Here is a 21,675-nt window from a genome sequence, read left to right as displayed (position 1 = left end):
GTGGGTCCCTCTGCCATGTCCGTCGCGTCACACGTGGCACTTCACGTTGACCCAAAGCGTGTCCCCGGGAAGCTCCAACAGGTAACCGCCGACGCGCTCCTGCTCCGCCGGCAGCTCAGGCTCGTGCGGGCAGGTCGCGGGACCGTGGCACTCCCCGTGGATCCCCGGTCCGCCGTCCTCGTAATACCACCAGCCGTTCAGCGTGAGGACGTTGCGCCTGCGCAGCGCGTATGCGACCTGTTCCGCCACGAACGTCTCCCGCTCGCTGCGTCCTACATCCTCGACCGGGTCCACCCCCTGGAGGAACCAGTACCAAAAGCGCTGCGTCGGCAACGTCCGCAGGTAGGCGTCGAAGGCCCGCACGAGCGGCTGGGCACGGTAGTCGGCCGGTACCTGCGCGCCGTCGTACCACCCGAACCCGGCTTCCGCGCGGTCGCGGTAGACCTTCCACGGGTCGGCCGGCGGCAGTTCGGCCGCCAGTTCGTGCCACCGCCGCCAGGCCGCCTCCGCCAGGCGGCGTCCCTCCTCGTGCGACGCGGAGAAGTCGAGGAGCTCACGGGGCCCGCCCGCGCACCAACCGAAGTCGTTGGGAAGCCTCTCGGACTTCCTGTCCCACCGGCGCGACCGGATCAGTCTCGGATCCCGCTCATGGCCGGGCAGGACGTTGAACCCGCCGCCATTCGCCTGGCCGCCGGTGATGTACCAGGCGTCCCAGATGTCCAGCTCCCCTTCCCGTGTGCCGTCGATCTCGAACGGCCCCATCGCGTCGGCGACCGCCTCGTCCACCTGGTCGGCTGCCGCCCCCGGCAGACACACGGTGATGCTCATACCCGCCATGGGCACATGAGACCACGGCACACGGGCGGCGAGCCGCCCGTCTTCGCCGGTGAACGAGTCCGCGCCCGCGCTTCAGCGCACCTCGATGAACGCCTCCGCGCTCCGCCCCGGCCGCTCCTTCGGCGGCACGGCGGGCCGGCCGATGGCGACGGCACCCATCGGGTCCCAGTCCCGCGGCAGGTCCAGCACCTCGCGCACCACGTCACGGCAGAACATCGTGGACGACACCCACGCCGACCCCAACTGCTCACCGGCCAGAGCCACCAGGAAGTTCTCCACGGCCGCGCCCATGGCGACCACGAACATCTCGCGCTCGGCCGCGGATCGCCGCTGGTCCGGGTAGTCGTGCGCCCCGTCGGCGACCAGGCACGGCACCACCAGGTACGGCGCGCGGCGCAGGACGTCGCCGCGCCGGACGCGCTTGGCGACGGACTCCTCGCTGCGGCCGTCGCGGCGCAGGTCCGCGATCCAGGCGTCGCGCATGGCGTCCAGCAGCCGGACCCGCGCCTGCTCCGACTCCAGCAGCACGAAGCGCCACGGCGTCGTGTGGTGCGGCGCCGGCGCGGTGACCGCGAGGGCCACGGCGCGCCGCACGGCCGCGCCGTCGACGGGCTCGCCGGTGAAGTCGCGGATCGTGCGCCGCAGAGAGACGGCCTCGCGGACGGCCTCCGAGGTGCCCAGCCGGAACATGTCGTCGGCGGCGGCCCGGACGAGGGCGCGGCCGCCGTCGCCGTCGTCGCTCGCGGGCAGCACCAGACGGTCCAGGCCCCGGACCACGGCCACGGGCGATCCGGTGGACTTGCCCTTCACCAGGTCCCCGGCCGCGGCCAGTTCGTCGGCCAGGGCCGTGACGGTGACGGCCAGTTCGTTGCCGTGCGAGTCGGTCCCGCCCCGCAGGTCGTCCAGCACGCGCAGCCCGGCCGCGCCGATCGCGACGTCGGTCAGGCCCTCGCGCCAGGGCCGCCCGAAGGTGTCGGTGACCACCACGCCGACGTTGACGCCGAGGGCTTCCCGCAGCCCCGCCCGGATGGCGCGGGCGGAGGCGTCCGGGTCCTCGGGCAGCAGCAGCACCGTGCCGGGGGCGGTGTTGGAGGCGTCCACGCCGGCCGCGGCCATGACGAAGCCGTGCCGCGTCTCGACGATCCGGGTCGGGCCGCGCCGGGCGACCAGCCGTACCGTCTCGGCGTCGATCGCCGCCTCACGGTCGGCGGCGCGCAGGACGCGCCCCTCGGCCTTGCTGACGATCTTCGAGGTGACGACGAGGACGTCGCCGTCCGCCAGTTCCGCCGTGCTCGCCGCGACGAGCTTCGCGAGATCGGCGCCGGGCTCGACCTCGGGCATGCCGGTGACGGCCCACACGCGGTAGGAGGCGGTCACGCCCGCACCTCCCCGGCCAGCGTCAGCGCCTCGCGGGCCATCGCGGCCGTCGCGTCCAGGTCCGTCATCATCAGCGGCACGGGCCGGCAGCGGATGCCCGCGGCCTCGACCTCCGCCACCGACCCGGCGTCGACGGTGTCGACCAGCCAGCCGTCCAGCAGCCCGGAGCCGTAGTGGGCGGCGACCGCCGCCGCCGTGGACTCCACGCCGACCGCCGCCAGCACCTTGTCGGCCATGCCCCGTACCGGGGCGTCGCCGACGATGGGGGACAGGCCCACCACCGGTACGCCCGCCTCGGCGATCGCCTCGCGGATGCCGGGGACGGCCAGGATCGTGCCGACCGAGACCACGGGGTTGGACGGCGGGAAGAGGATGACGTCCGCCTCGCCGATCGCCTCCAGGACGCCGGGCGCGGGCTTGGCGCCCTCCGCGCCGACCGGCAGCACCGCGTACGCCGGGACGGAGGCCCGCAGCCGCACCCAGTACTCCTGGAAGTGGACCGCCTTGCGCCCGCCGCCGGGGCCCGCGTCCGGGTCGTCGACGACGACGTGCGTCTCGATCCGGTCGTCGGTCATGGGGATCAGCCGCACGCCGAGCTTCCAGCGCGCGCACAGCGCCTCGGTGACGGCGCTGAGCGGGTAGCCCGCGCCGATCATCTGGGTGCGCACGATGTGGGTCGCGAAGTCGCGGTCGCCGAGACCGAACCACTCGGGCCCCACGCCGTAGGCGGCCAGTTCCTCCTTGACCGTGAAGGTCTCGTCGGCGCGGCCCCAGCCCTGTTCCTCGTGGATCCCGCCACCGAGGGTGTACATGACGGTGTCGAGGTCGGGGCAGACCTTGAGGCCGAACAGGTGGATGTCGTCGCCGGTGTTGCCGATGACGGTGATGTCCGCCTCCGGCGCCGCCGCCTTCAGGCCGCGCAGGAAACGGGCTCCTCCGATGCCGCCGGCCAGTACCACGATTCGCATGCGGACAGTCTGACAGTCCGCCGTGTCAGCCCGCGAACGTCCCCTTCGCCGCCGGCTTCCCGGAGGTGCAGGCGTACGGTGTCATCTCCGTCAGGCCCGGGAAGTAGACGTGCAGGCTGACCGCCCCCTCCAGGGAGTCGTTGACCACCTCGTGGACGTAACCGGGGGCGAACACCCGCTGGTGGCCCGGCAGGAGTGAACGGCGGGTCTCGCCGTTGCCGCCGAGGGCGCGCTCGGTCAATTCGCCGTCGAGGACGGTCAGTACGCCCGAGGAGCGGCCGTGGTCGTGCAGCCCGCTGCCCTGGCCGGGCACCCAGCTGAGCAGCCAGACCTCGTACCCGGGTCCGCTCTCCAGGCGGTCGTACCAGCGGGTGGTGGCGTCGTAGCGGACGCGCGGTGCCCAACGGGCGCGGTCCGCCGCGATCGTGCGGGCCAGTCCGGCGAATTCCGCGACGGTGACGGGGTAGGCGGGAACCGGCGGGAGGAGGTGGGGGATGGCGAGTGGGTCGCCGGCGATCGAGACGTCGCTGTTCATGGGTGCGGGAGTTCCTACGGGATGAGGAGCGTCAGGCATGCGCATGAGGCTGTGCGGGCTGGGAAGAGACCTTCGGACGGGTCTTCAGCGGCAACAGCTGGAACAGCGACAGTGAGCTTCCACGGCACGACGGAACTCGCCGAGGCGGCAGGTCCGGGTAGGCGCGTGGGTCACTGGCATGCGCCCTAGCACACCGGCTCCTCGGTGGCCTGTCAACTTGATGTCGAGTTTGTCGTAAATCTTTCACCTGATCCGGCTATTCGGTGTGGTGAAAGGTTTGCGCACGGAAGGCCCAGGAAAAGTGCCGACGCAACCACACGGGTGCGCAGGAACGTCTCCTCGTGAAACGTCGTTGTGTTTTCGTGATCGCATCGTGATCGCCACCCCCGAAGGGCGTCGAGCGCGGTTGACGTATGCGGACGTTTGGGCTGATTTGAACACTTTCTGTCAGGCCTTGGTTCCGCAGGGTGAATAACGGGCCCAATAGCAGATCTCGGCTTGACTGGCCCGTATCGGCACACTTGTAATTTCACTCGTGTCGTTCGACCGTCGCAGGTAACGGCAACATCACGGGGACGCGAAAACAGACGAGGGGCGCGCATGACCGAGCTGTTCCAGCTGTTGCTGGCCGAAGAGGCCGACGAAGAGCTCGGGTGGCAGGAGCGCGCGCTGTGCGCGCAGACCGATCCCGAGTCCTTCTTCCCCGAGAAGGGCGGCTCCACCCGTGAGGCCAAGAAGGTCTGCCTCGCCTGCGAGGTCCGTTCCGACTGCCTCGACTACGCCCTCGCCAACGACGAGCGCTTCGGCATCTGGGGCGGCCTGTCCGAGCGTGAGCGCCGGCGGCTGAAGAAGGGTGTCGTGTAGGGCCCCGTCCCCGGCACCCGGCCGGCGACCGTACGGCACCCCACGGGGGCGAACGCACGGCGCCCGCCCGGTTCGCGTCCGTCACGGCAGGCTTCGTCGGTATATGTGCCCCGGACCCGGAAGGGCCGCCTCCCGCAACCGTTAGTGTGGGGGCCCGTCCGAGACGCCCAAGGCGTCGTCCGAAGTCCAGCGAACCGGGGCCCGAACCTCGATGTCCGTGAACAGTTCTGCCGGGACTCAATACGCCGCCCAGGCACCGGAGTTCCCGCGCCACGTCGTCACCGCCGTGCTCGTCGCCCACGACGGTGCCCGCTGGCTGCCCAACGCGCTCTCGGGTCTGGTCTCCCAGGACCGCCCGGTCCAGGACGTCATCGCCGCCGACACCGGCAGCGCCGACGACTCCGCCCGGCTGCTCGCCGAGAGCCTCGGCGACCACCGCGTCCTGCACCTCGCCCGCCGCAACGGCTTCGGCGCCGCCGTCGACGAGTGCGTGCGCGCCGCCGAGCCCCTGACCGCGGAGCACCTGCCCTACCTGGGCCGGCGCAGCAGCTGGGACCCGGCCACCCGTACCTGGAACGACGATGCCTACGACGAGCCGGACCAGCCGCACGGCGAACCCGTGCAGTGGCTGTGGCTCCTGCACGACGACTGCGAGCCCGCCCCGGACGCCCTTCTCAACCTCCTGAGGGTCGCCGACGCCTCGCCCTCCGCCGCGATCATCGGCCCCAAGCTGCGCAGTTGGTACGACCGGCGCCAGCTGCTGGAGGTCGGCGTCTCCATCGCCCGCAGCGGCCGCCGCTGGACCGGGCTGGAGCGCCGCGAGCAGGACCAGGGCCAGCACGACCAGGTCCGCCAGGTGCTCTCGGTCTCCAGCGCGGGCATGCTGGTGCGCCGCGACGTGTGGGAGGACCTCGGCGGGTTCGACCGCCGGCTGCCCCTCATGCGCGACGACGTCGACTTCTGCTGGCGCGCCCAGTCCGCCGGCCACACCGTGCTCGTCGCCCCCGACGCCGTCCTGCGGCACGCCGAGGCGGCCTCCCGCGAGCGCCGCCCCGTCGACTGCGCCGGCCGCTCCGCCGTCAACCCGCACCGGGTCGACAAGGCGGGCGCCGTCTACACGCTGCTGGCCAACACCCGCGGCGTCCAGCTCCCGTACGTCTTCGCGCGCATCGTGCTCGGCACGGTGCTCCGCACCCTGGCCTACCTCGTCGGCAAGGTCCCCGGACAGGCCGTCGACGAGATCACCGGCCTGCTCTCGGTCCTGCTGCGCCCCGGCCGCCTCCTCGGCGCCCGCCACCGGCGCTCCCGGGCCGTCGTCCCGCCCTCCGAGCTGCGGCCGCTCTTCCCGCCGCCCGGCGCGACCCTGCGGGCCACCGTCGAGCAGGTCGTCAGCAACGTGTCCGGCCGTGCGGCCGCCGACGCGTCCTCCGCCGGACGTCACGGCGGCGGGCTGGAGTCCGGTCCCAGCGGTGGCGACGACGACGGCGAGTACATGGACGTCGAGCAGTTCGCGCTGCTCAAGCGCATCGCGCGGCAGCCCGCCCCGATGCTCTTCGCCGTTCTGCTGCTCTTCTCCCTCATCGCCTGCCGCGCCCTGCTCGGCGGCGGCGCCCTGTCCGGCGGCGCGCTGCTTCCCGCCGCCGGCGACGCCTCCGACCTGTGGGGCTCGTACCTCGGCGGCTGGCACTCCCTCGGCGCCGGCAGCACCGAGACCGCGCCGCCCTACCTGGCGCTCGTGGCCACGCTGTCGAGCATCCTGCTCGGCAGTTCCGGCCTCGCCCTGACCGTGCTCCTGGTCGCCTCGGTGCCGCTCGCGGGCCTCAGCGCCTACTTCGTGTCGCGGCCGCTGGTCGACTCCCGGCTGCTGCGCGCCTGGGGCGCCGTCGCGTACGCGTTCCTTCCCGCCGCCACCGGCGCCCTCGCCGGCGGCCGGCTCGGCACCGCCGTCCTGGCCGTCCTGCTGCCGCTGATGGCCCGCGCCGCCGTCTCCGCCGCGGGCCTGCGGATGTCCGCCGACGCCGTCGAGCGCGGTCAGCGACCCGGCTGGCGCGCCGCCTGGGCGGTCGCGCTGCTGCTGACGATCACCACCGCGTTCACCCCCATTACCTGGCTGATCGCCCTGGTGCTCGTCGGCGTCGCCGTCGCCACCCGCGTCGTGCGGGGACAGGGCCGGCTGCTCGTCCCGCTGGCCATGCGGGCCCTGGCCGTCCTCGGCGCCCCCATGGTGGTGCTCGCGCCCTGGTCGCTCGGGCTGCTGACGCACCCCCGGCGCTTCCTGGACGAGGCCGGCCTGCCGTTCGGCGCCAGGTCGGCCACCGCCACCGACCTCCTCCTGATCAACCCGGGCGGCCCCGGCGCCACCGGCGGCTTCCTGCTCGCGGGCATCGTGCTGGCGGCACTTGCCGCACTGGTGCGCGCCGAGCGCCGCTCGGCCATCGTCACCGCCTGGGCGGGCGCCCTGACCGGCCTGGTCTTCGCGGTCCTCGCCAACACCACCGCCTGGGCGGGCCCGGCCACCCTGGTCTACGGCTTCGCCCTGCTCGCCGCGGCCGCGGTCGGCGCCGAGGGCGCCAAGGAGCGGCTCGCCGCCTCCGGCTTCGGCTGGCGCCAGCCGGTCGCCGCGCTCGTCGCCCTGGCCGCCGTGCTCGCCCCGCTGGCCGCCGCCGTCGGCTGGATGGCCGGCGGCGCGGACGGCCCGCTGGAGCGCCGCGACCCGACCCAGGTGCCGGCCTTCGTCGCCGAGGAGAGCACCACCCGCGACCAGGCCCGCACCCTCGTCGTCTCGGGCACGCCCGCCCATGTCTCGTACGCCCTGGTCCGGGGTGCCGGGGCGCGCCTCGGCGACGCCGAGATCGCCGCCGCGGACAGCGGCGACGCCCGGCTCGCCAAGATCGTCGGGAACCTCGTGGCCGGCTCCGGCGCCGACCAGGCCAGCCAGCTCGGCGGCTACGCCGTCCGCTACGTCCTCGTCCAGAGCGGCGCCCCGCGCGAGGTGAGCCGCACCCTCGACAGCACGCCCGGCCTGTCCCGGCTCAGCCAGGACGACGGCAGCGCCCTGTGGCGGGTGGACGACGACGTCGCGCGCGTCACGATCGTCGAGCCCTCCGGCAAGGGCGAGGACGGCGGCCCCGGCGCGGACGGCGGCACGGGTGAGGACGCCGACACCCCCGCCGGGCCCGTGACCGTCGCCTCCGGCAAGGTCGAGGCCCACACCACCATCCCGGCCGGCGCGGACGGCCGTGTGCTGCGCCTCGCCGACCGCGCCGCCCCCGGCTGGACCGCCACCCTCGACGGCAAGGAGCTCACCGCCACCACCGTCGACGGCTGGGCCCAGGGCTTCAGGCTCCCCAGCAGCGGCGGCCGGCTCGACCTCGTCTACGACGACCCGTTCACGCACACCGTGTGGCTGTGGGTCCAGGGCTTCCTCGGCCTGGTGCTCGTCGTCATGGCCCTGCCGGGCCGGCGCCGCGAGGTCGACGACGACCTGCCCGAGGCGGAGGCCGTGCCCATGGCGGCGGCCGCCGCCGACATCCCGGCGCAGGGCGGCGCCGACGGCCGCCGCGCCCGCCGGCTGCGCGCCGCCGCCGAGGCCGAGGGGGAGGAGGAGACCGACGACGCCTCCGGCCAGCCCCGGGCCGCCGAGCCCGCGCACCCCGAGCAGGCCGAGTACGCGCAGTACGCCGAGTACGACCCGTACGCCGCCGTCCCCCAGCAGGACGACCCGTACGGCCAGGAGCAATGGGCCGCCGACTACCAGAGCACCTACGGCTACGAGCAGCCCGCCCAGCCGCAGGAGCAGGTCTACGACCCGTACGGCTACGGCGAGCAGCCCCAGCAGGCCGGCTACGACCGGCAGGGCTACGAGCAGGCCCAGCAACCGCAGCAGCCGCAGCAGCCCCAGGGCTACGACGCCTCGTACGCCCCCTACGGCACCTATGACACGGACGGGTACGACACGGACGGCTACCGCCGCGACGGGAGCAACCAGCAGTGAACCGCAGCACCCTCTCCCTGATCGGCGTCACCGCCGCCCTGGCCGCGGTCGCCGGCGTCGCCACCGTCACCGGCGCGGGCACCCCGGACGCGGCGCCCGCGGTGAGCGCGGCGCGGCTGCCCGTCGAGCGGTCCACCCTGGCCTGCCCGGCGCCGTCCGACTCGGACTTCGCCTCGACCACGTACACCGCCTTCACGCCCAAGGGCGACTCCGCCGGCTCGGGCGGCACCGCCGCCCTGCTGGCCGCGGCCGGCCAGGACGGCAAGGCCGCCGCCAAGCGCAAGCCGGTGGCACCGCTGAAGGAGGCCGGCAAACCGGTCACCGCGGTCACCGAGACCGCCGACGCGCCCGCCCTCATCGGCACCGCCGACGGGGCGCTCGCCCCCGGCTGGACCGTGCAGCAGACCACGGTCGTCGACGCCGGCCCGGCCCGGGCGGTACTCGGCACCTCCTGCGCCGTGCCCGACAGCGAGTTCTGGTTCCCCGGGGTCAGCACCGGCGCCGACCGGCAGGACTACGTCCACCTGACGAACCCGGACGAGAACTCCGCCGTCGTCGACCTCCGGCTCTACGGCGACAAGGGCGAGGTCAAGACCAGCACCACCGACGGCATCACGGTGCCGCCGGGCGCGACCGTCCCCGTCCTGCTCTCCACGCTCACCACGGAGAAGTCCGACGCCCTGACCCTGCACGTCAGCGCCCGCAGCGGCCGGGTCGGCGCCACGGTGGAGGCCGAGGACGCCAAGGCCGGCGGCGACTGGCTGCCCGCCTCCACCGACCCCGCCCCCGGGGCCGTCATGCCCGGCATCCCCGGCGACGCCTCCGACGTGCGCCTGGTGGTCTTCGCGACCGGCGACAGCGACGCCGACCTCAAGCTGCGGCTCGCCTCCTCGGGCGGTGAGATCACCCCCGCCGGGCACGAGACCGTCCACGTCAAGAGCGGTATGACCAGCGCCGTCGACCTCGGCGACCTCACCAAGGGCGAGGCCGGCTCACTCGTGCTGAGCCCGACAGACCCCTCCGACGCGGCCCCCGTTGTCGCCGCCCTGCGGATCACCCGCGGCAAGGGCGCCAACCAGGAGACCGCCTTCCTGCCCGCCACCGCTCCCGTCGGCGACCGCGCCAGCGCCGCCGACAACCGCACGAAGGGCTCGACGCTGGCGCTCACCGCGCCGGAGGGCGACGCCACCGTGCGCGTCGTCACCTCCGCCTCGACGAAGGGCGGCGAGCCCGTGACCAAGAACGTCCCGGTCAAGCGGGGTACGACGGTGGTCCTGTCGCCGCCCGCCCCCTCGGAGGGCAAGGGCTCCTTCGGCGTCACGGTGGAACCCGCCTCGGGCGGCCCCGTCTACGCCTCCCGGATGCTCGCCCTGCCGGAGGGCGGCGTCCCCATGTTCACCATCCAGGCGATGCCTGACGACCGCGGTCTGGTCGCCGTCCCGGAGTCCGAAGAGGACCTGTCCATCCTGAACCGCTGACGGTTCCCGTGCGGCGGCCCCCGGCCGGCCGCACGCCGGTACGGGGAGGCCTAACCCTCCCCGTACCGGGGGTCGACGTTCTCCGGCGACAGCCCGAGCAGCTCGGCCACCTGCTCCACGACCACGTCGTGCACCAGCAGGGCGCGCTCCTCGCGGCTCTTGGCCCGGATCTCCACCGGCCGCCGGTACACCACGATGCGGTGCGGGTCGCCCTTCTGCCCGCCGAGCAGGCGCCCCAGCGGCACGCCGTCGTCGAAGCGGCCGTCGGCCGCGGCGCCGTCGGCGCCGTTCGGCGGCCAGGGCACCTCCTGCACCGCGAACTCCACCTCCGCCAGTTGCGGCCAGCGCCGCTCGAGCCGGTCCGCCGCGTCGCGCACGAGGTCGTCGAAGGCGTCGGCGCGGGTGCGTGCCAGGGGCACCTGCGGGGGCGCGATGGGGCCGCGCATGCCGCGGCCGTGTCGGTCGCGGCGGCGCTGGCGCGGTGCGGGCGAAGGGGTGTCCATCACCTCTGAGAGTAGCCGTCGGGAGCCCCGGGTATGCGGCTCCGTGACCGCTGCCACCACCACGGGGGACGAGGACCGGACATCCCCGTCGATGTCGCAGAATGTACGGTCGCCCACCCCCTGCGCCCGCCCGATTTCCCTGCCCCGACCGCTTCGACGATCGCTCTTGGCATCATTTGCGGCGTTTGGTGATCGGTGCCGCCCGAGGGGCTCTCGTACATTTCCGGCCCTTTGCAGGTCAGGTGCGTCGGCCGCAGGTCGGACCTTCCCGGCCAAGCCGGACGACACGACAGGGTGAGCTCCGGGGGAGTCGTCGCGGCCCGCTCAAGAGTGCGGTACCGTCCAACGTCGTGAGCCTTGTACGTCGCTGTTCGCGCACCGCGTGTGGCCGACCCGCCGTCGCGACGCTGACGTACGTCTACGCGGACTCCACCGCCGTCCTCGGACCGCTCGCCACCTACGCCGAACCCCACTGCTACGACCTGTGCTCCGAGCACTCCGAGCGCCTCACCGCCCCCCGCGGCTGGGAGGTCGTACGGCTCGCCACGGACACCGGCCCCACCCGCCCCAGCGGCGACGACCTCGAAGCGCTCGCCAACGCCGTGCGCGAGGCGGCCCGCCCCCAGGAACGCGAGGGCAACGGCACCAACGGCCGCGGCGGCGACCCCATGGAGATCGCCCGCCGCGGGCACCTGCGCGTCCTGCGCTCGCCCGACTCCTGACCGGCGCCCCCTCGGCCCCACCCGCCCCGGGCCCTCGTGTGCCCCGGGGATCCTCGTCGGCCCGTTCGGATCCGCCCGGTAGGTTGGCTCTTGCCACGATCCATCCACCGGCAACCGGATTCCAGAGCGGAGCACATGCGGTGACCGACCTCTCCCAGCTCGTGAAGGCGTACGACGTCCGCGGAGTCGTCCCCGACCAATGGGGCGAGCCGCTCGCCGAGCTCTTCGGTGCGGCCTTCGTGACCGTGACCGGCGCCGACGCGATCGTCACGGGCCACGACATGCGGCCCTCCTCGCCCGGCCTGTCCCAGGCCTTCGCCCGCGGCGCGGCCTCGCGCGGCGCGAAGGTCACCGAGATCGGCCTCTGCTCCACCGACCAGCTGTACTTCGCCAGCGGCAAGCTCGGCCTGCCCGGCGCGATGTTCACCGCCAGCCACAACCCGGCGCAGTACAACGGCATCAAGATGTGCCGCGCCGGCGCCGCCCCCGTCGGGCAGAACACCGGCCTCGCCGAGATCCGCGAACTGGTCGAGCAGTGGTCCGAGACCGGCCTCCCGGCGAGCGACGCCGCCCCCGGCGAGGTCACCCGGCGCGACATGCTCGCCGACTACGCCGCCCACCTGCGCACCCTGGTGGACCTCGGCTCCATCCGGAACCTCAAGGTCGTCGTCGACGCCGGCAACGGCATGGGCGGCCACACCGTCCCCACCGTCTTCGACGGGCTGCCCCTCGACCTCGTCCCGATGTACTTCGAGCTCGACGGCACCTTCCCCAACCACGAGGCCAACCCCCTCGACCCCAAGAACATCGTCGACCTGCAGGACAAGGTGCGCGAGACCGGCGCCGACATCGGCATCGCCTTCGACGGCGACGCCGACCGCTGCTTCGTCGTCGACGAGCGCGGCGAGCCCGTCTCCCCGTCCGCGATCACCGCCCTGGTCGCCGCCCGCGAACTGGCCAAGCACCCCGGCTCCACCGTCATCCACAACCTGATCACCTCGTGGACCGTCCCCGAGGTCGTCAAGGAGCACGGCGGGACGCCCGTCCGCACCCGCGTCGGCCACTCCTTCATCAAGCAGGAGATGGCCCGCACCGGCGCCGTCTTCGGCGGCGAGCACTCCGCGCACTACTACTTCCGCGACTTCTGGAACGCCGACACCGGCATGCTCGCCGCACTCCACGTCCTCGCCGCCCTCGGCGGCCAGGACGGCACGCTGTCCGCGCTCGTCGCCGAGTACGACCGCTACGCCGCCTCCGGCGAGATCAACACCGCCGTCGACGACCAGGCCGGCCGCACCGCCGCCGTCCGCGCGGCCTACGCCGACCGCCCGGGTGCCGCCATCGACGAGCTCGACGGCCTGACGGTCACCGGCGACGGCTGGTGGTTCAACCTCCGCCCCTCCAACACCGAGCCGCTGCTGCGCCTCAACGTGGAGGCCCGCGACGCCGAACTCATGGCCGGTGTCCGCGACGAGGTCCTCGCCATCGTCCGCGCCTGAGCGCCGTCCCGCCGGAGGAGGCACCGCGCCCCCTCCGGCGGTGCCGGGGGCACCCGACGCGGTCACGCGGGCCGGGGCCCCCGGCGATAGGCTGAATCCGCCGGTCCGCGCGCGCCCGCCCCACACGGCGGCCGCCCGGAAACCACGACGACACCACGACCACAGGGGAGACGCCACCCATGCCGCTCGTCGAAGCCAGCCTCCTGGAGATCCTCGCCTGCCCCGCCTGCCACGCGCCGCTGCGCGAGGACGCCGAGACCACCGAGCTCACCTGCACCTCCGCCGACTGCGGCCTGGCCTACCCCGTGCGCGACGACATCCCCGTCCTCCTCGTCGACGAGGCCCGCCGCCCCGCGTAACGCGACCGGGCCGTCCGGCACGCCGCGCCCGACCGGCCCCGGCCCGGCAGCTTCACGCACACATCACCGGCGCGGCCCGGGCACCCGCACCGCACGGCGCCCCGCGACACCCGACACGACCGGACCGGACCGGAGGACACCCCCGATGCTGGACGAGACGCTGCTCGACGACCCCGACGCCCTCGCCCGCGCCGACACCCGCGGCCTCCTCCTCGGCGTCGCCGCCGCCGGCGCCCGCGTCCGCACCGCCGCCCGCCTCGCGCAGGAAGCGGGAGTCGGCGGACTCAAGCCCGACGGCCGTCCCCGCAGCGTCCTCGTCGCCGGACCCGGCGCGGTCGCCGTCACCGCCGTCGCCGAACTGCTCGGCGCCCTCGGCAACAGTGGCGGCCCCGTGCTGTCCCTGCACCCCACCGGCCCCGCCCCGTACGACCTGCGGTGGACCCTCCCCGGCTGGGCCGGCCCCCTCGACCTGCTGCTCATCGCCAGCCCCGCCGGCACCGAGGCGGGCCTGGCCGACCTCATCGAACAGGCCTACCGCCGCGGCTGCACCGCCGCCGCCGTCGTCCCCTTCGGCTCACCCATCGCCGAGGCGATCCAGCAGGTGCGCGGCATGGTCCTGCCGTACGCCCCCGCCCCCGACCCGGCATCCGTCGCGGGCGTCCTGGGCGAGGCCGCCGACCCCGCCGAGGACCTCGGCGCCTTCTGGGCCCTGCTCACCCCGCTGCTCGCCCTCGGCGACCGCATCGGCCTGCTCGCCGCCCCTCCGGACGCCGTCGAGCGCGTCGCCGACCGCCTCGACGACGTCGCCGCCCGCTGCGGCCCCGCAACGGCCACCTACAGCAACCCTGCCAAGGCACTCGCCTCCGAACTCGCCGAATCCCTGCCGGTGATGTGGAGCGACGGACCCGTCGCCTCGGTCGCCGCACGGCGCTTCGCCGCGGCCATCGCCGCCCGCGCCGGCCGCCCCGCCCTGCACGGCGAACTCCCCGAGGCACTCGACACCCACGGCGCGCTGCTCGCCGGCTCCCTGGCCGGCGCCCTCGACCCCGAGGACTTCTTCCGCGACCGCGTCGACGAGCCCGAGGACCTGCGCCTGCGCGTCGTGCTCCTGCACCGCACCGGCAACGGCGCCGCGAGCTCCGCCCCGCTCGCCCGCGAACTCGCCACGACCCACGACACCCCGATGAGCGAACTCGCCCCCGCCGAGGGGGGCGACCTGGAATCCGCGGTCGAACTCCTCGCCGTCACGGATTTCGCCTCCGTTTACCTCGCCATCACCTCCACCGGGAGATCATGACCGCATGGACCGCCTGACCAACACCATCCGCCCGTACGCCTGGGGATCCACCACGGCCATCCCCGAACTGCTCGGCACCACCCCCACGGGCGAGCCGCAGGCCGAACTCTGGATGGGCGCCCACCCCGGCGCCCCCTCCCGCATCGACCGCGGCAACGGTCCGGTCCCGCTCGACCAGGTCATCGCCGCCGACCCCGGCGGCGAACTCGGCACCCCCGCCGTCGAACGCTTCGGCCCCCGGCTGCCCTTCCTGCTCAAGCTCCTCGCCGCCGGCTCCCCCCTGTCCCTGCAGGTGCACCCCGACCTCGCCCAGGCAGCCGCCGGCTTCGCCGACGAGGAGGCCCGCGGCATCCCCGTCGACGCCCCGCACCGCAACTACAAGGACGCCAACCACAAGCCGGAGATGATCGTCGCGCTCACCCCCTTCGAGGGGCTGTGCGGCTTCCGCCACCCCGAGGAGACCGCGGACCTCCTCACCGGCCTCGGCGTCGACTCCCTCAAGCCGTACGCCGACCTCCTGCGCGCCCACCCCGAGGAGGGCGCGCTCCGCGAGGTCCTCACCGCCGTGCTCGGAGCCGAACGCGCCGCCATGGCAGGCACCGTGGACGAAGCCGCCGAGGCCGCCGGCCGCCTCGCCGCCGAGGGCGGACCGCACGCCGACGCGTACGCCGCCTACGCCGCCATCGCCCACGCCTACCCGGGCGACCCCGGCGTCATCGCCGCCATGCTCCTCAACCACGTCCGGCTCCAGCCCGGCGAAGCGCTGTTCCTCGGCGCGGGAATACCCCACGCCTACCTCAGCGGCCTCGGCGTCGAGATCATGGCCAACTCCGACAACGTGCTGCGCTGCGGCCTCACCCCCAAGCACGTCGACATCCCCGAACTGCTGCGCATCGTCCGCTTCCAGGCGGGCGACGCGGGGGTCCTGCGCCCCGAGGCGTCCCCCGACGGCGAGGAGCTCTACGGCACCCCCATCGACGAGTTCCGGCTCTCCCGCTACTCGCTCGCCGCCGGCGCCGCCCCCCGCACCCCGCACGACCGCACCGCCCAGATCCTGCTCTGCACCGAAGGCACCGCCGTCGTGCGCACCCCCGGCGACCCCGCGGCACCGCAACTCACCCTGGAGCGCGGCCAGTCCGCCTACGTTCCCGCAGGCGAGAAGGTCGAACTCACCGGCGAGGGAACCGTCTTCCGGGCCACCGTGGTGGCCTGACGCACCACGCGAACCACGGCCTGCAAGAATGTCCCGCCGTAACGCCGTAAAGACCGGGCAAAGAGCAGGGCCGAGGGAAGGGACCACCAGCACCTATGAGCGCGTCAGGCGGAACCAAGGCGATCGTCGCCGCATTGGGCGCCAACCTCGCCATCGCGGTGAGCAAGTTCGTGGCGTTCGCCTTCAGCGGCTCCTCGTCCATGCTCGCCGAGGGCGTGCACTCGGTGGCCGACTCGGGCAACCAGGCGCTGCTCCTGCTCGGCGGCAAGAAGGCCCAGAAGAAGGCCACCGAGGAACACCCCTTCGGCTTCGGCCGTGAGCGGTACATCTACGGCTTCCTCGTCTCCATCGTCCTGTTCACCATCGGTGGCGTCTTCGCGCTCTACGAGGGCTACGAGAAGGTCCAGCACCCCCACGAGATCGACGCCTGGTACTGGCCCATCAGCGTCCTGGTTTTCGCGATCATCGCCGAGGGCTTCTCCTTCCGCACCGCCATCAAGGAGTCCAACGCGGTCCGCGGCAAGCAGAGCTGGAGCCAGTTCATCCGCACCGCCAAGGCCCCCGAGCTCCCCGTCGTCCTCCTCGAGGACCTCGGCGCCCTCGTCGGCCTCGTGCTCGCCCTCATCGGTGTCGGCCTGTCCCTGATCACCGGCGACGGCGTCTGGGACGGCATCGGCACCCTGTGCATCGGCGTCCTCCTCGTCGCCATCGCGCTCGTCCTCGCCTCCGAGACCAAGTCGCTGCTCCTCGGCGAGGCGGCCGGTCCCGAGGTCGTCGCCCGCATCCGCGAGGCCATCGTCGACGGCGACGTCGTCACGCGCGTGATCCACATGCGCACCCTCCACCTCGGCCCCGACGAACTCCTCGTCGCCGCGAAGATCGCCGTCGAGAGCGACGACACCGCCACCGAGGTCGCCCGCGCCATCGACGCCGCCGAGGCCCGCATCCGCGAGGCCGAGCCCATCGCCCGGGTCATCTACCTCGAACCGGACATCTACCGCGAGCAGTCGGCCGCTCCCGCCGCCCCCGCGACGGACTGACCCCCTTCACACCACCTCCACGCACCTTCCGGACGCGCCCGGCCACTCGGTGTAGATTCGTCCCTAGCCAGACGTCGCTGCTGATGGCGGTCGGGCGGTCCGGAAACGGACCGGCCGAGGGAGAGAGGGCCTCCGACGGGCTGAGCTGCGGTCGAGGGAGACGTATGTCCGCATGCCTCCCCCCGCCCCGCAGCGGAAAGCCGATGTCCGTTCTGGAAGCACCCCACGAGGAGACTGCATGTCCCCCGTCACCAACGACTTCAAGGTCGCCGACCTCTCCCTGGCCGCCTTCGGCCGCAAGGAGATCACCCTCGCCGAGCACGAGATGCCCGGCCTCATGGCCATCCGCGAGGAGTACGCGGCCTCCCAGCCGCTGGCCGGCGCCCGCATCACCGGCTCCCTGCACATGACCGTGCAGACCGCCGTCCTCATCGAGACCCTCGCCGCCCTCGGCGCCCAGGTCCGCTGGGCCTCCTGCAACATCTTCTCCACGCAGGACCACGCCGCCGCGGCCATCGCCGTCGGCCCCAACGGCACCCCCGAGAACCCGCAGGGCATCCCCGTCTTCGCCTGGAAGGGCGAGACCCTCGCCGAGTACTGGTGGTGCACGGAGCAGGCCCTCACCTGGCCCGACGCGGCCACCGGCGGCCCGAACATGATCCTCGACGACGGCGGCGACGCCACCCTCCTGGTCCACAAGGGCGTCGAGTTCGAGAAGGCCGGCCAGGCCCCCGACCCCTCCACCGCCGACAGCGAGGAGTACGAGCAGATCCTGCTGCTCCTCAACCGCACCCTCGGCGAGAACCCCCAGAAGTGGACCCAGCTCTCCTCCGAGATCCGCGGCGTCACCGAGGAGACCACCACCGGCGTCCACCGCCTGTACGAGATGCAGCGCGACGGCACCCTGCTCTTCCCGGCGATCAACGTCAACGACGCCGTCACCAAGTCGAAGTTCGACAACAAGTACGGCTGCCGCCACTCCCTCATCGACGGCATCAACCGCGCCACCGACGTCCTCATCGGCGGCAAGGTCGCCGTCGTCTGCGGCTACGGCGACGTCGGCAAGGGCTGCGCCGAGTCGCTGCGCGGCCAGGGCGCCCGCGTCATCGTCACCGAGATCGACCCCATCAACGCCCTCCAGGCCGCGATGGACGGCTACCAGGTCACCGTGCTCGAGGACGTCGTCGAGACCGCCGACATCTTCGTCACCACCACTGGCAACCGCGACATCATCCTCGCCGAGCACATGCAGCGCATGAAGCACCAGGCGATCGTCGGCAACATCGGCCACTTCGACAACGAGATCGACATGGCCGGCCTCGCCAAGATCCCCGGCGTCGTCAAGGACGAGGTCAAGCCCCAGGTCCACACCTGGACCTTCCCCGACGGCAAGGTCCTGATCGTGCTGTCCGAGGGCCGCCTGCTCAACCTGGGCAACGCCACCGGCCACCCCTCGTTCGTGATGTCCAACTCCTTCTCGGACCAGACCCTGGCCCAGATCGAGCTCTTCACCAAGCCCGAGGAGTACCCGATCGGCGTCTACGTCCTTCCCAAGCAGCTCGACGAGAAGGTCGCCCGGCTCCACCTCGACGCCCTGGGCGTCAAGCTCACCACCCTGCGCCCGGAGCAGGCCTCCTACATCGGCGTCCCGGTCGAGGGCCCCTACAAGCCGGACCACTACCGCTACTGACGCCGCCCGGGCCGACCGCGCGACAGCGCGCACCCGGTCCCGCAGGCAGCACCAGAGCCACCCCGCAGGCCCCCGCCCCCGGCGGGGGCCTGCCCCGTCGGGCCCCGGCCCGCTTTGTAAGGTCGAACCATGCCCCGCGGCCGCTACTCGTTCCACGACACCCACGACCACACCCCCCTCGGCGAAGAACACTTCCACTGCGCCACCGGCCCCACCGGCTGGCGCTACACCGCCCAGAACACCCACCCCGACGGCGCCCACGCCGGCTCCGTCGACCTCACCATCGACGAACTCGGCCGCCCCATCCGCCTCGAACTGCACGCGGCGGGCTGGCAGGTACGCGGCGCCGCCCTCGACGGCCTCACCTGGGTCCGCACCGACCCCTCCGGCGAAGACGCTCAGGAGGGCAACGTCCCCGCCCACGCCTTCACCGGCGGGTCGCCCGCGTTCTACATCGCCACCGCGCGGCTGCTCCGCCTGCGTCCCGGCACCCCGGCCACGCGCGTACGCCTCGTCGCATTCCAGCCCCCCGTGCTCGCGCCCCGCACCCTCGACCAGTCGTGGGCACTGATCAAGAGCGAAGCACACCCCACTGACAACGCCCCTCTGCTCGTGGACGAATACCAGGTCAACGACCTGGAGACCGGTGAACAGCACACCGTCCACATCGCCGGCGACGTCGTACTCTCCGCCCCGGGCATCGAACTCGAGGACCTCGAGTCACCCCCGTCCCGGTTCCCCACGGCGGACTGACCCGGCCGCAGGCACCGGCGACCCCTCAAGCCGGAGGCGCGAAGCCCGTCGACGAGGACGACGGCGAGGAAGCGGAGGGGGACGGGGAAGGGGACGGAGGCACAAGCGCCTGCGGGGCCTGTCCTCCCGCCACCTCCGGCACGGCCTCCCCCCGCACCCCGCCTACCGCACCGGGCGTCCCCCAGCCCACCGGCGGCGTCCCGGCCCCCCGGCCCGTCCCCTGCTCCGCGACCCCGTCGACCGGGGAAGCGACCGGAGCGCCGAAGACCCGGCGGGCGTCCCGGCCCTGCCGCTCCGCGACCACCGCCGCCAGGAACGCCGCGGGCGGTGTTCCCTCCGGCACCGGCGCCCCCGTGCACGCCACCACGTCGCCCGCGAGCCGCTCCGCCATCGACCACCCGACCTGCGGATCCAGCTGGTGCACCCGCGACAGGTACTGCCGCACCGCCAGCCACAGCCCCTCCGGCACCGCCGACAGGTCCACCCCCGCCAACTGCACCGCCAGCCACGGCGGCGCCGGCGGCAGCGGCCGCGCCGCCCGCGGCACCGGAATCCGCTCCCGCACCACCAGCGTCCCCGCGAACACGTCCCCGACCCGCCGCCCGCGCGCCGACACCAGCGAGGCGACGCACGCGATCACCCCGAGGAACATCTGGATCTCCACGACCCCGACCGCCCCCCGCACCAGCGCGTGCCGGAACCGGATCGGCCCGCCGTCGTCCCGCACCACCCGCAACCCGCAGGCCAGCTTCCCCAGCGACCGCCCCCGCGACAGCGTCTCCACCGCGATCGGCACCCCTATCAGCACCAGCAGCAACGAGCCCACGTACACCGCGGCGACCGCCGCGCCGTCCATCGACGCCGTCGCCACCGTCAGCACGATCGAGACGGCCAGATAACCCCCGATGTACACGACCCCGTCCAGCGCCGCCGCCAGCGCCCGGCTCGGCAGCTTCGCCGTGTGCAGCCCCAGCTCGACGGCCTCACCCGTCACCAGACGTCCGGCACCGTCCGCCGCGCTCGCCTCACCCATGCGGGAACCTCCTCCTGCCGACCCCGGACCCGGAGCGCCCAGTCTGCCGCTTCTGCCAAGCTGGGACCTCCCCGGCCAGCCAGGAGCAGCGCCCATGGACCTCGACGTCTTCGCAGCCGCCCACCGCCACGAGTGGGACCGGCTCGACGCCCTGCTGCGCCGGCGTCGGCGCCTCACCGGCGAGGAAGCCGACGAACTCGTCACCCTCTACCAACGCGCCGCCACCCACCTCTCCCTCGTCCAGTCCAGCGCCCCCGATCCCGCACTCGTCGCCCGCCTCACCACCCTCGTCGCCCGCGCACGCAGCGCCGTCACCGGCGCCCGCACCCCCGGCTGGCGCGACGCGGCCCTCTTCTTCACCCGCGTCTTCCCGGCCGCGGTGTACCGCTCACGCCGCTGGTGGGTCCCGACGGCGCTCCTGTCCACCGCGGTCGCCGCGCTGATCGGCTGGTGGGTCGCCACCCACCCCGAGGTCCAGTCCGCCATCGCCGCCCCCGAAGAACTGCGCGCCCTGACCCGCCCCGGCGGCGAGTACGAGACCTACTACTCCAGCCACCCCGCCGCCTCCTTCGCGGCCCAGGTCTGGACGAACAACGCCATGGCCGCGGGCTACTGCCTCGTCCTCGGCGTCTTCCTCGGGCTGCCGGTCCTCTACGTCCTGTTCGAGAACATGGTCAACCTCGGTCTCGGGCTGGGTCTCATGGGCGCCGCGGGCCGCCTCGACACGTTCCTCGGGCTGATCCTCCCGCACGGTCTCCTCGAACTGAGCGCCGTCTTCGTCGCCGCCGGTACGGGACTCCGCCTCGGCTGGACCGTCGTCGACCCCGGTCCTCGTCCGCGCCGCACGGCCCTCGCCGAGGAAGGCCGGGCTGCCATCGGCATGGCCATCGGGCTCGCCGCCGTCCTCTTCGTCTCCGGCGCGCTCGAAGCCTTCGTGACCCCCTCCGGCCTCCCCACCTGGGCCCGCATCGGTATCGGCGTCACCGCCGAGCTGCTGTTCCTCGTCTACGTCTTCGCCGTCGGGCGCCGAGCCGCCCTCGCCGGTGAGACGGGCGACCTGGAGCGGGGCGACCGCAGCGACGTCCTGCCCACCGCCGTATGACCCGTACGGCCGACACCGCCGATGTGCGTCGGAGGCGGCTGACCTGCTAGCCTCCTCTTCGCCCCAAGAGACCTGTTGACACGGGTGGCGAGGGGAGGTAGATTTGAGCAGTTGCCACGAACTGGACATGTTCGGGGGCCGGCGGCTAGGATCTAGCCCGCTTCGACAGACTATCGATCGCACCGCACCTCTCAGAAAGAACTTTCTGAGTGGTCTTTTGCGTCGCTATTCATAGAGGCAAAACCCGGACGGTAATCGGACCCGAAAGTGTCTGATAAAGTCTGGAACGTCGAAAGGCGAAAGCCGGAAGACAAAACCCCGCTCCAACAGGGGGCCGGAAACGAAGAGCGGAAACGCGAAACGGATCTGGTAAGGTTGGAGACAACGAAGGGAAAGCCCGGAGGGGCCGGT

Annotated in this window: 18 protein-coding genes; 12 read left to right on the top strand and 6 right to left on the bottom strand. The window is 73.3% G+C overall.

Annotated elements, in window-relative coordinates; genetic code table 11:
- Positions 1–27 precede the first annotated feature (27 nt).
- From PV342_RS39195 to PV342_RS39180, 4 genes are all read right to left on the bottom strand, one after another.
- A complete protein-coding gene (locus tag PV342_RS39195) occupies positions 28–828 on the bottom strand; it encodes a hypothetical protein (RefSeq protein WP_500320926.1) in 801 nt (266 codons plus the stop codon).
- 81 nt (positions 829–909) lie between these two features.
- Positions 910–2,178: a coenzyme F420-0:L-glutamate ligase gene (locus tag PV342_RS39190; protein WP_433426460.1), complete on the bottom strand. Its 1,269-nt coding sequence runs from the start codon at positions 2,176–2,178 to the stop codon at positions 910–912.
- A gap of 32 nt (positions 2,179–2,210) precedes the next feature.
- Positions 2,211–3,182: a 2-phospho-L-lactate transferase gene (cofD, locus tag PV342_RS39185; protein WP_500320924.1), complete on the bottom strand. Its 972-nt coding sequence runs from the start codon at positions 3,180–3,182 to the stop codon at positions 2,211–2,213.
- A gap of 25 nt (positions 3,183–3,207) precedes the next feature.
- The gene (locus tag PV342_RS39180; protein WP_500320922.1) at positions 3,208–3,717 is read right to left on the bottom strand and encodes a cysteine dioxygenase; all 510 of its coding nucleotides are present in this window, start codon (positions 3,715–3,717) and stop codon (positions 3,208–3,210) included.
- Positions 3,718–4,317: 600 nt separating this feature from the next.
- Between PV342_RS39180 and PV342_RS39175 the strand changes: the two genes are divergently transcribed.
- The 3 genes from PV342_RS39175 to PV342_RS39165 all read left to right on the top strand — a co-directional run bounded on the left by PV342_RS39175 (position 4,318) and on the right by PV342_RS39165 (position 10,053).
- Positions 4,318–4,581, top strand: coding sequence for a WhiB family transcriptional regulator (locus PV342_RS39175; RefSeq protein WP_018559705.1), 264 nt, complete (start codon positions 4,318–4,320; stop codon positions 4,579–4,581).
- Between the two features lie 211 nt (positions 4,582–4,792).
- Positions 4,793–8,575 carry a glycosyltransferase gene (locus tag PV342_RS39170; protein WP_500320921.1) on the top strand — a complete coding sequence of 1,261 codons (3,783 nt, stop codon included), beginning with the start codon at positions 4,793–4,795 and terminating at the stop codon, positions 8,573–8,575.
- Positions 8,572–10,053, top strand: coding sequence for a DUF5719 family protein (locus PV342_RS39165; RefSeq protein ID WP_500320920.1), 1,482 nt, complete (start codon positions 8,572–8,574; stop codon positions 10,051–10,053). The genes PV342_RS39170 and PV342_RS39165 overlap by 4 nt, the downstream gene beginning before the upstream one ends.
- 50 nt (positions 10,054–10,103) lie before the next feature.
- Here PV342_RS39165 and PV342_RS39160 read toward each other — a convergent pair whose 3' ends face one another.
- Complete coding sequence (locus tag PV342_RS39160; RefSeq protein WP_018559702.1) at positions 10,104–10,556, bottom strand: metallopeptidase family protein; 453 nt, start codon at positions 10,554–10,556, stop codon at positions 10,104–10,106.
- A 350-nt stretch (positions 10,557–10,906) separates the two neighbouring features.
- Between PV342_RS39160 and PV342_RS39155 the strand changes: the two genes are divergently transcribed.
- The 8 genes from PV342_RS39155 (at position 10,907) to PV342_RS39120 (ending at position 19,129) form a co-directional block, all read left to right on the top strand.
- Positions 10,907–11,278, top strand: coding sequence for a DUF3499 domain-containing protein (locus PV342_RS39155; protein WP_018559701.1), 372 nt, complete (start codon positions 10,907–10,909; stop codon positions 11,276–11,278).
- Between the two features lie 140 nt (positions 11,279–11,418).
- Entirely contained in the window at positions 11,419–12,777 is a 1,359-nt protein-coding gene (locus tag PV342_RS39150; protein WP_386988682.1) for a phosphomannomutase/phosphoglucomutase, read from the top strand.
- A gap of 179 nt (positions 12,778–12,956) precedes the next feature.
- The gene (locus PV342_RS39145) at positions 12,957–13,136 is read left to right on the top strand and encodes a Trm112 family protein (RefSeq protein ID WP_500320917.1); all 180 of its coding nucleotides are present in this window, start codon (positions 12,957–12,959) and stop codon (positions 13,134–13,136) included.
- Between the two features lie 145 nt (positions 13,137–13,281).
- A complete protein-coding gene (locus PV342_RS39140) occupies positions 13,282–14,433 on the top strand; it encodes an SIS domain-containing protein (RefSeq protein WP_400802531.1) in 1,152 nt (383 codons plus the stop codon).
- A gap of 4 nt (positions 14,434–14,437) precedes the next feature.
- On the top strand, positions 14,438–15,646 hold the full coding sequence (gene manA / locus PV342_RS39135; RefSeq protein ID WP_500320915.1) for a mannose-6-phosphate isomerase, class I: 1,209 nt from the start codon (positions 14,438–14,440) through the stop codon (positions 15,644–15,646).
- A 95-nt stretch (positions 15,647–15,741) separates the two neighbouring features.
- The gene (locus tag PV342_RS39130; protein ID WP_500320913.1) at positions 15,742–16,686 is read left to right on the top strand and encodes a cation diffusion facilitator family transporter; all 945 of its coding nucleotides are present in this window, start codon (positions 15,742–15,744) and stop codon (positions 16,684–16,686) included.
- 238 nt (positions 16,687–16,924) lie between these two features.
- The gene (gene ahcY, locus PV342_RS39125) at positions 16,925–18,376 is read left to right on the top strand and encodes an adenosylhomocysteinase (RefSeq protein ID WP_018559695.1); all 1,452 of its coding nucleotides are present in this window, start codon (positions 16,925–16,927) and stop codon (positions 18,374–18,376) included.
- 129 nt (positions 18,377–18,505) lie between these two features.
- Positions 18,506–19,129 carry a hypothetical protein gene (locus tag PV342_RS39120; RefSeq protein ID WP_400802524.1) on the top strand — a complete coding sequence of 208 codons (624 nt, stop codon included), beginning with the start codon at positions 18,506–18,508 and terminating at the stop codon, positions 19,127–19,129.
- 25 nt (positions 19,130–19,154) lie between these two features.
- On the opposite strand, the gene PV342_RS39115 is transcribed toward PV342_RS39120, so the two are convergent.
- Positions 19,155–20,162 (bottom strand): RDD family protein, encoded by a 1,008-nt coding sequence (locus PV342_RS39115; RefSeq protein ID WP_500320911.1) that lies wholly within the window; start codon positions 20,160–20,162, stop codon positions 19,155–19,157.
- Positions 20,163–20,256: 94 nt separating this feature from the next.
- Here PV342_RS39115 and PV342_RS39110 point away from each other — a divergent pair, with 94 nt between their 5' ends.
- Positions 20,257–21,264 (top strand): stage II sporulation protein M, encoded by a 1,008-nt coding sequence (locus PV342_RS39110; RefSeq protein ID WP_500320909.1) that lies wholly within the window; start codon positions 20,257–20,259, stop codon positions 21,262–21,264.
- Positions 21,265–21,675 lie beyond the last annotated feature (411 nt).

This window comes from Streptomyces sp. PA03-3a (assembly GCF_033792735.1).
Taxonomy (GTDB): Bacteria; Actinomycetota; Actinomycetes; order Streptomycetales; family Streptomycetaceae; genus Actinacidiphila.
This window is presented reverse-complemented; position numbering and strand designations above follow the sequence as displayed.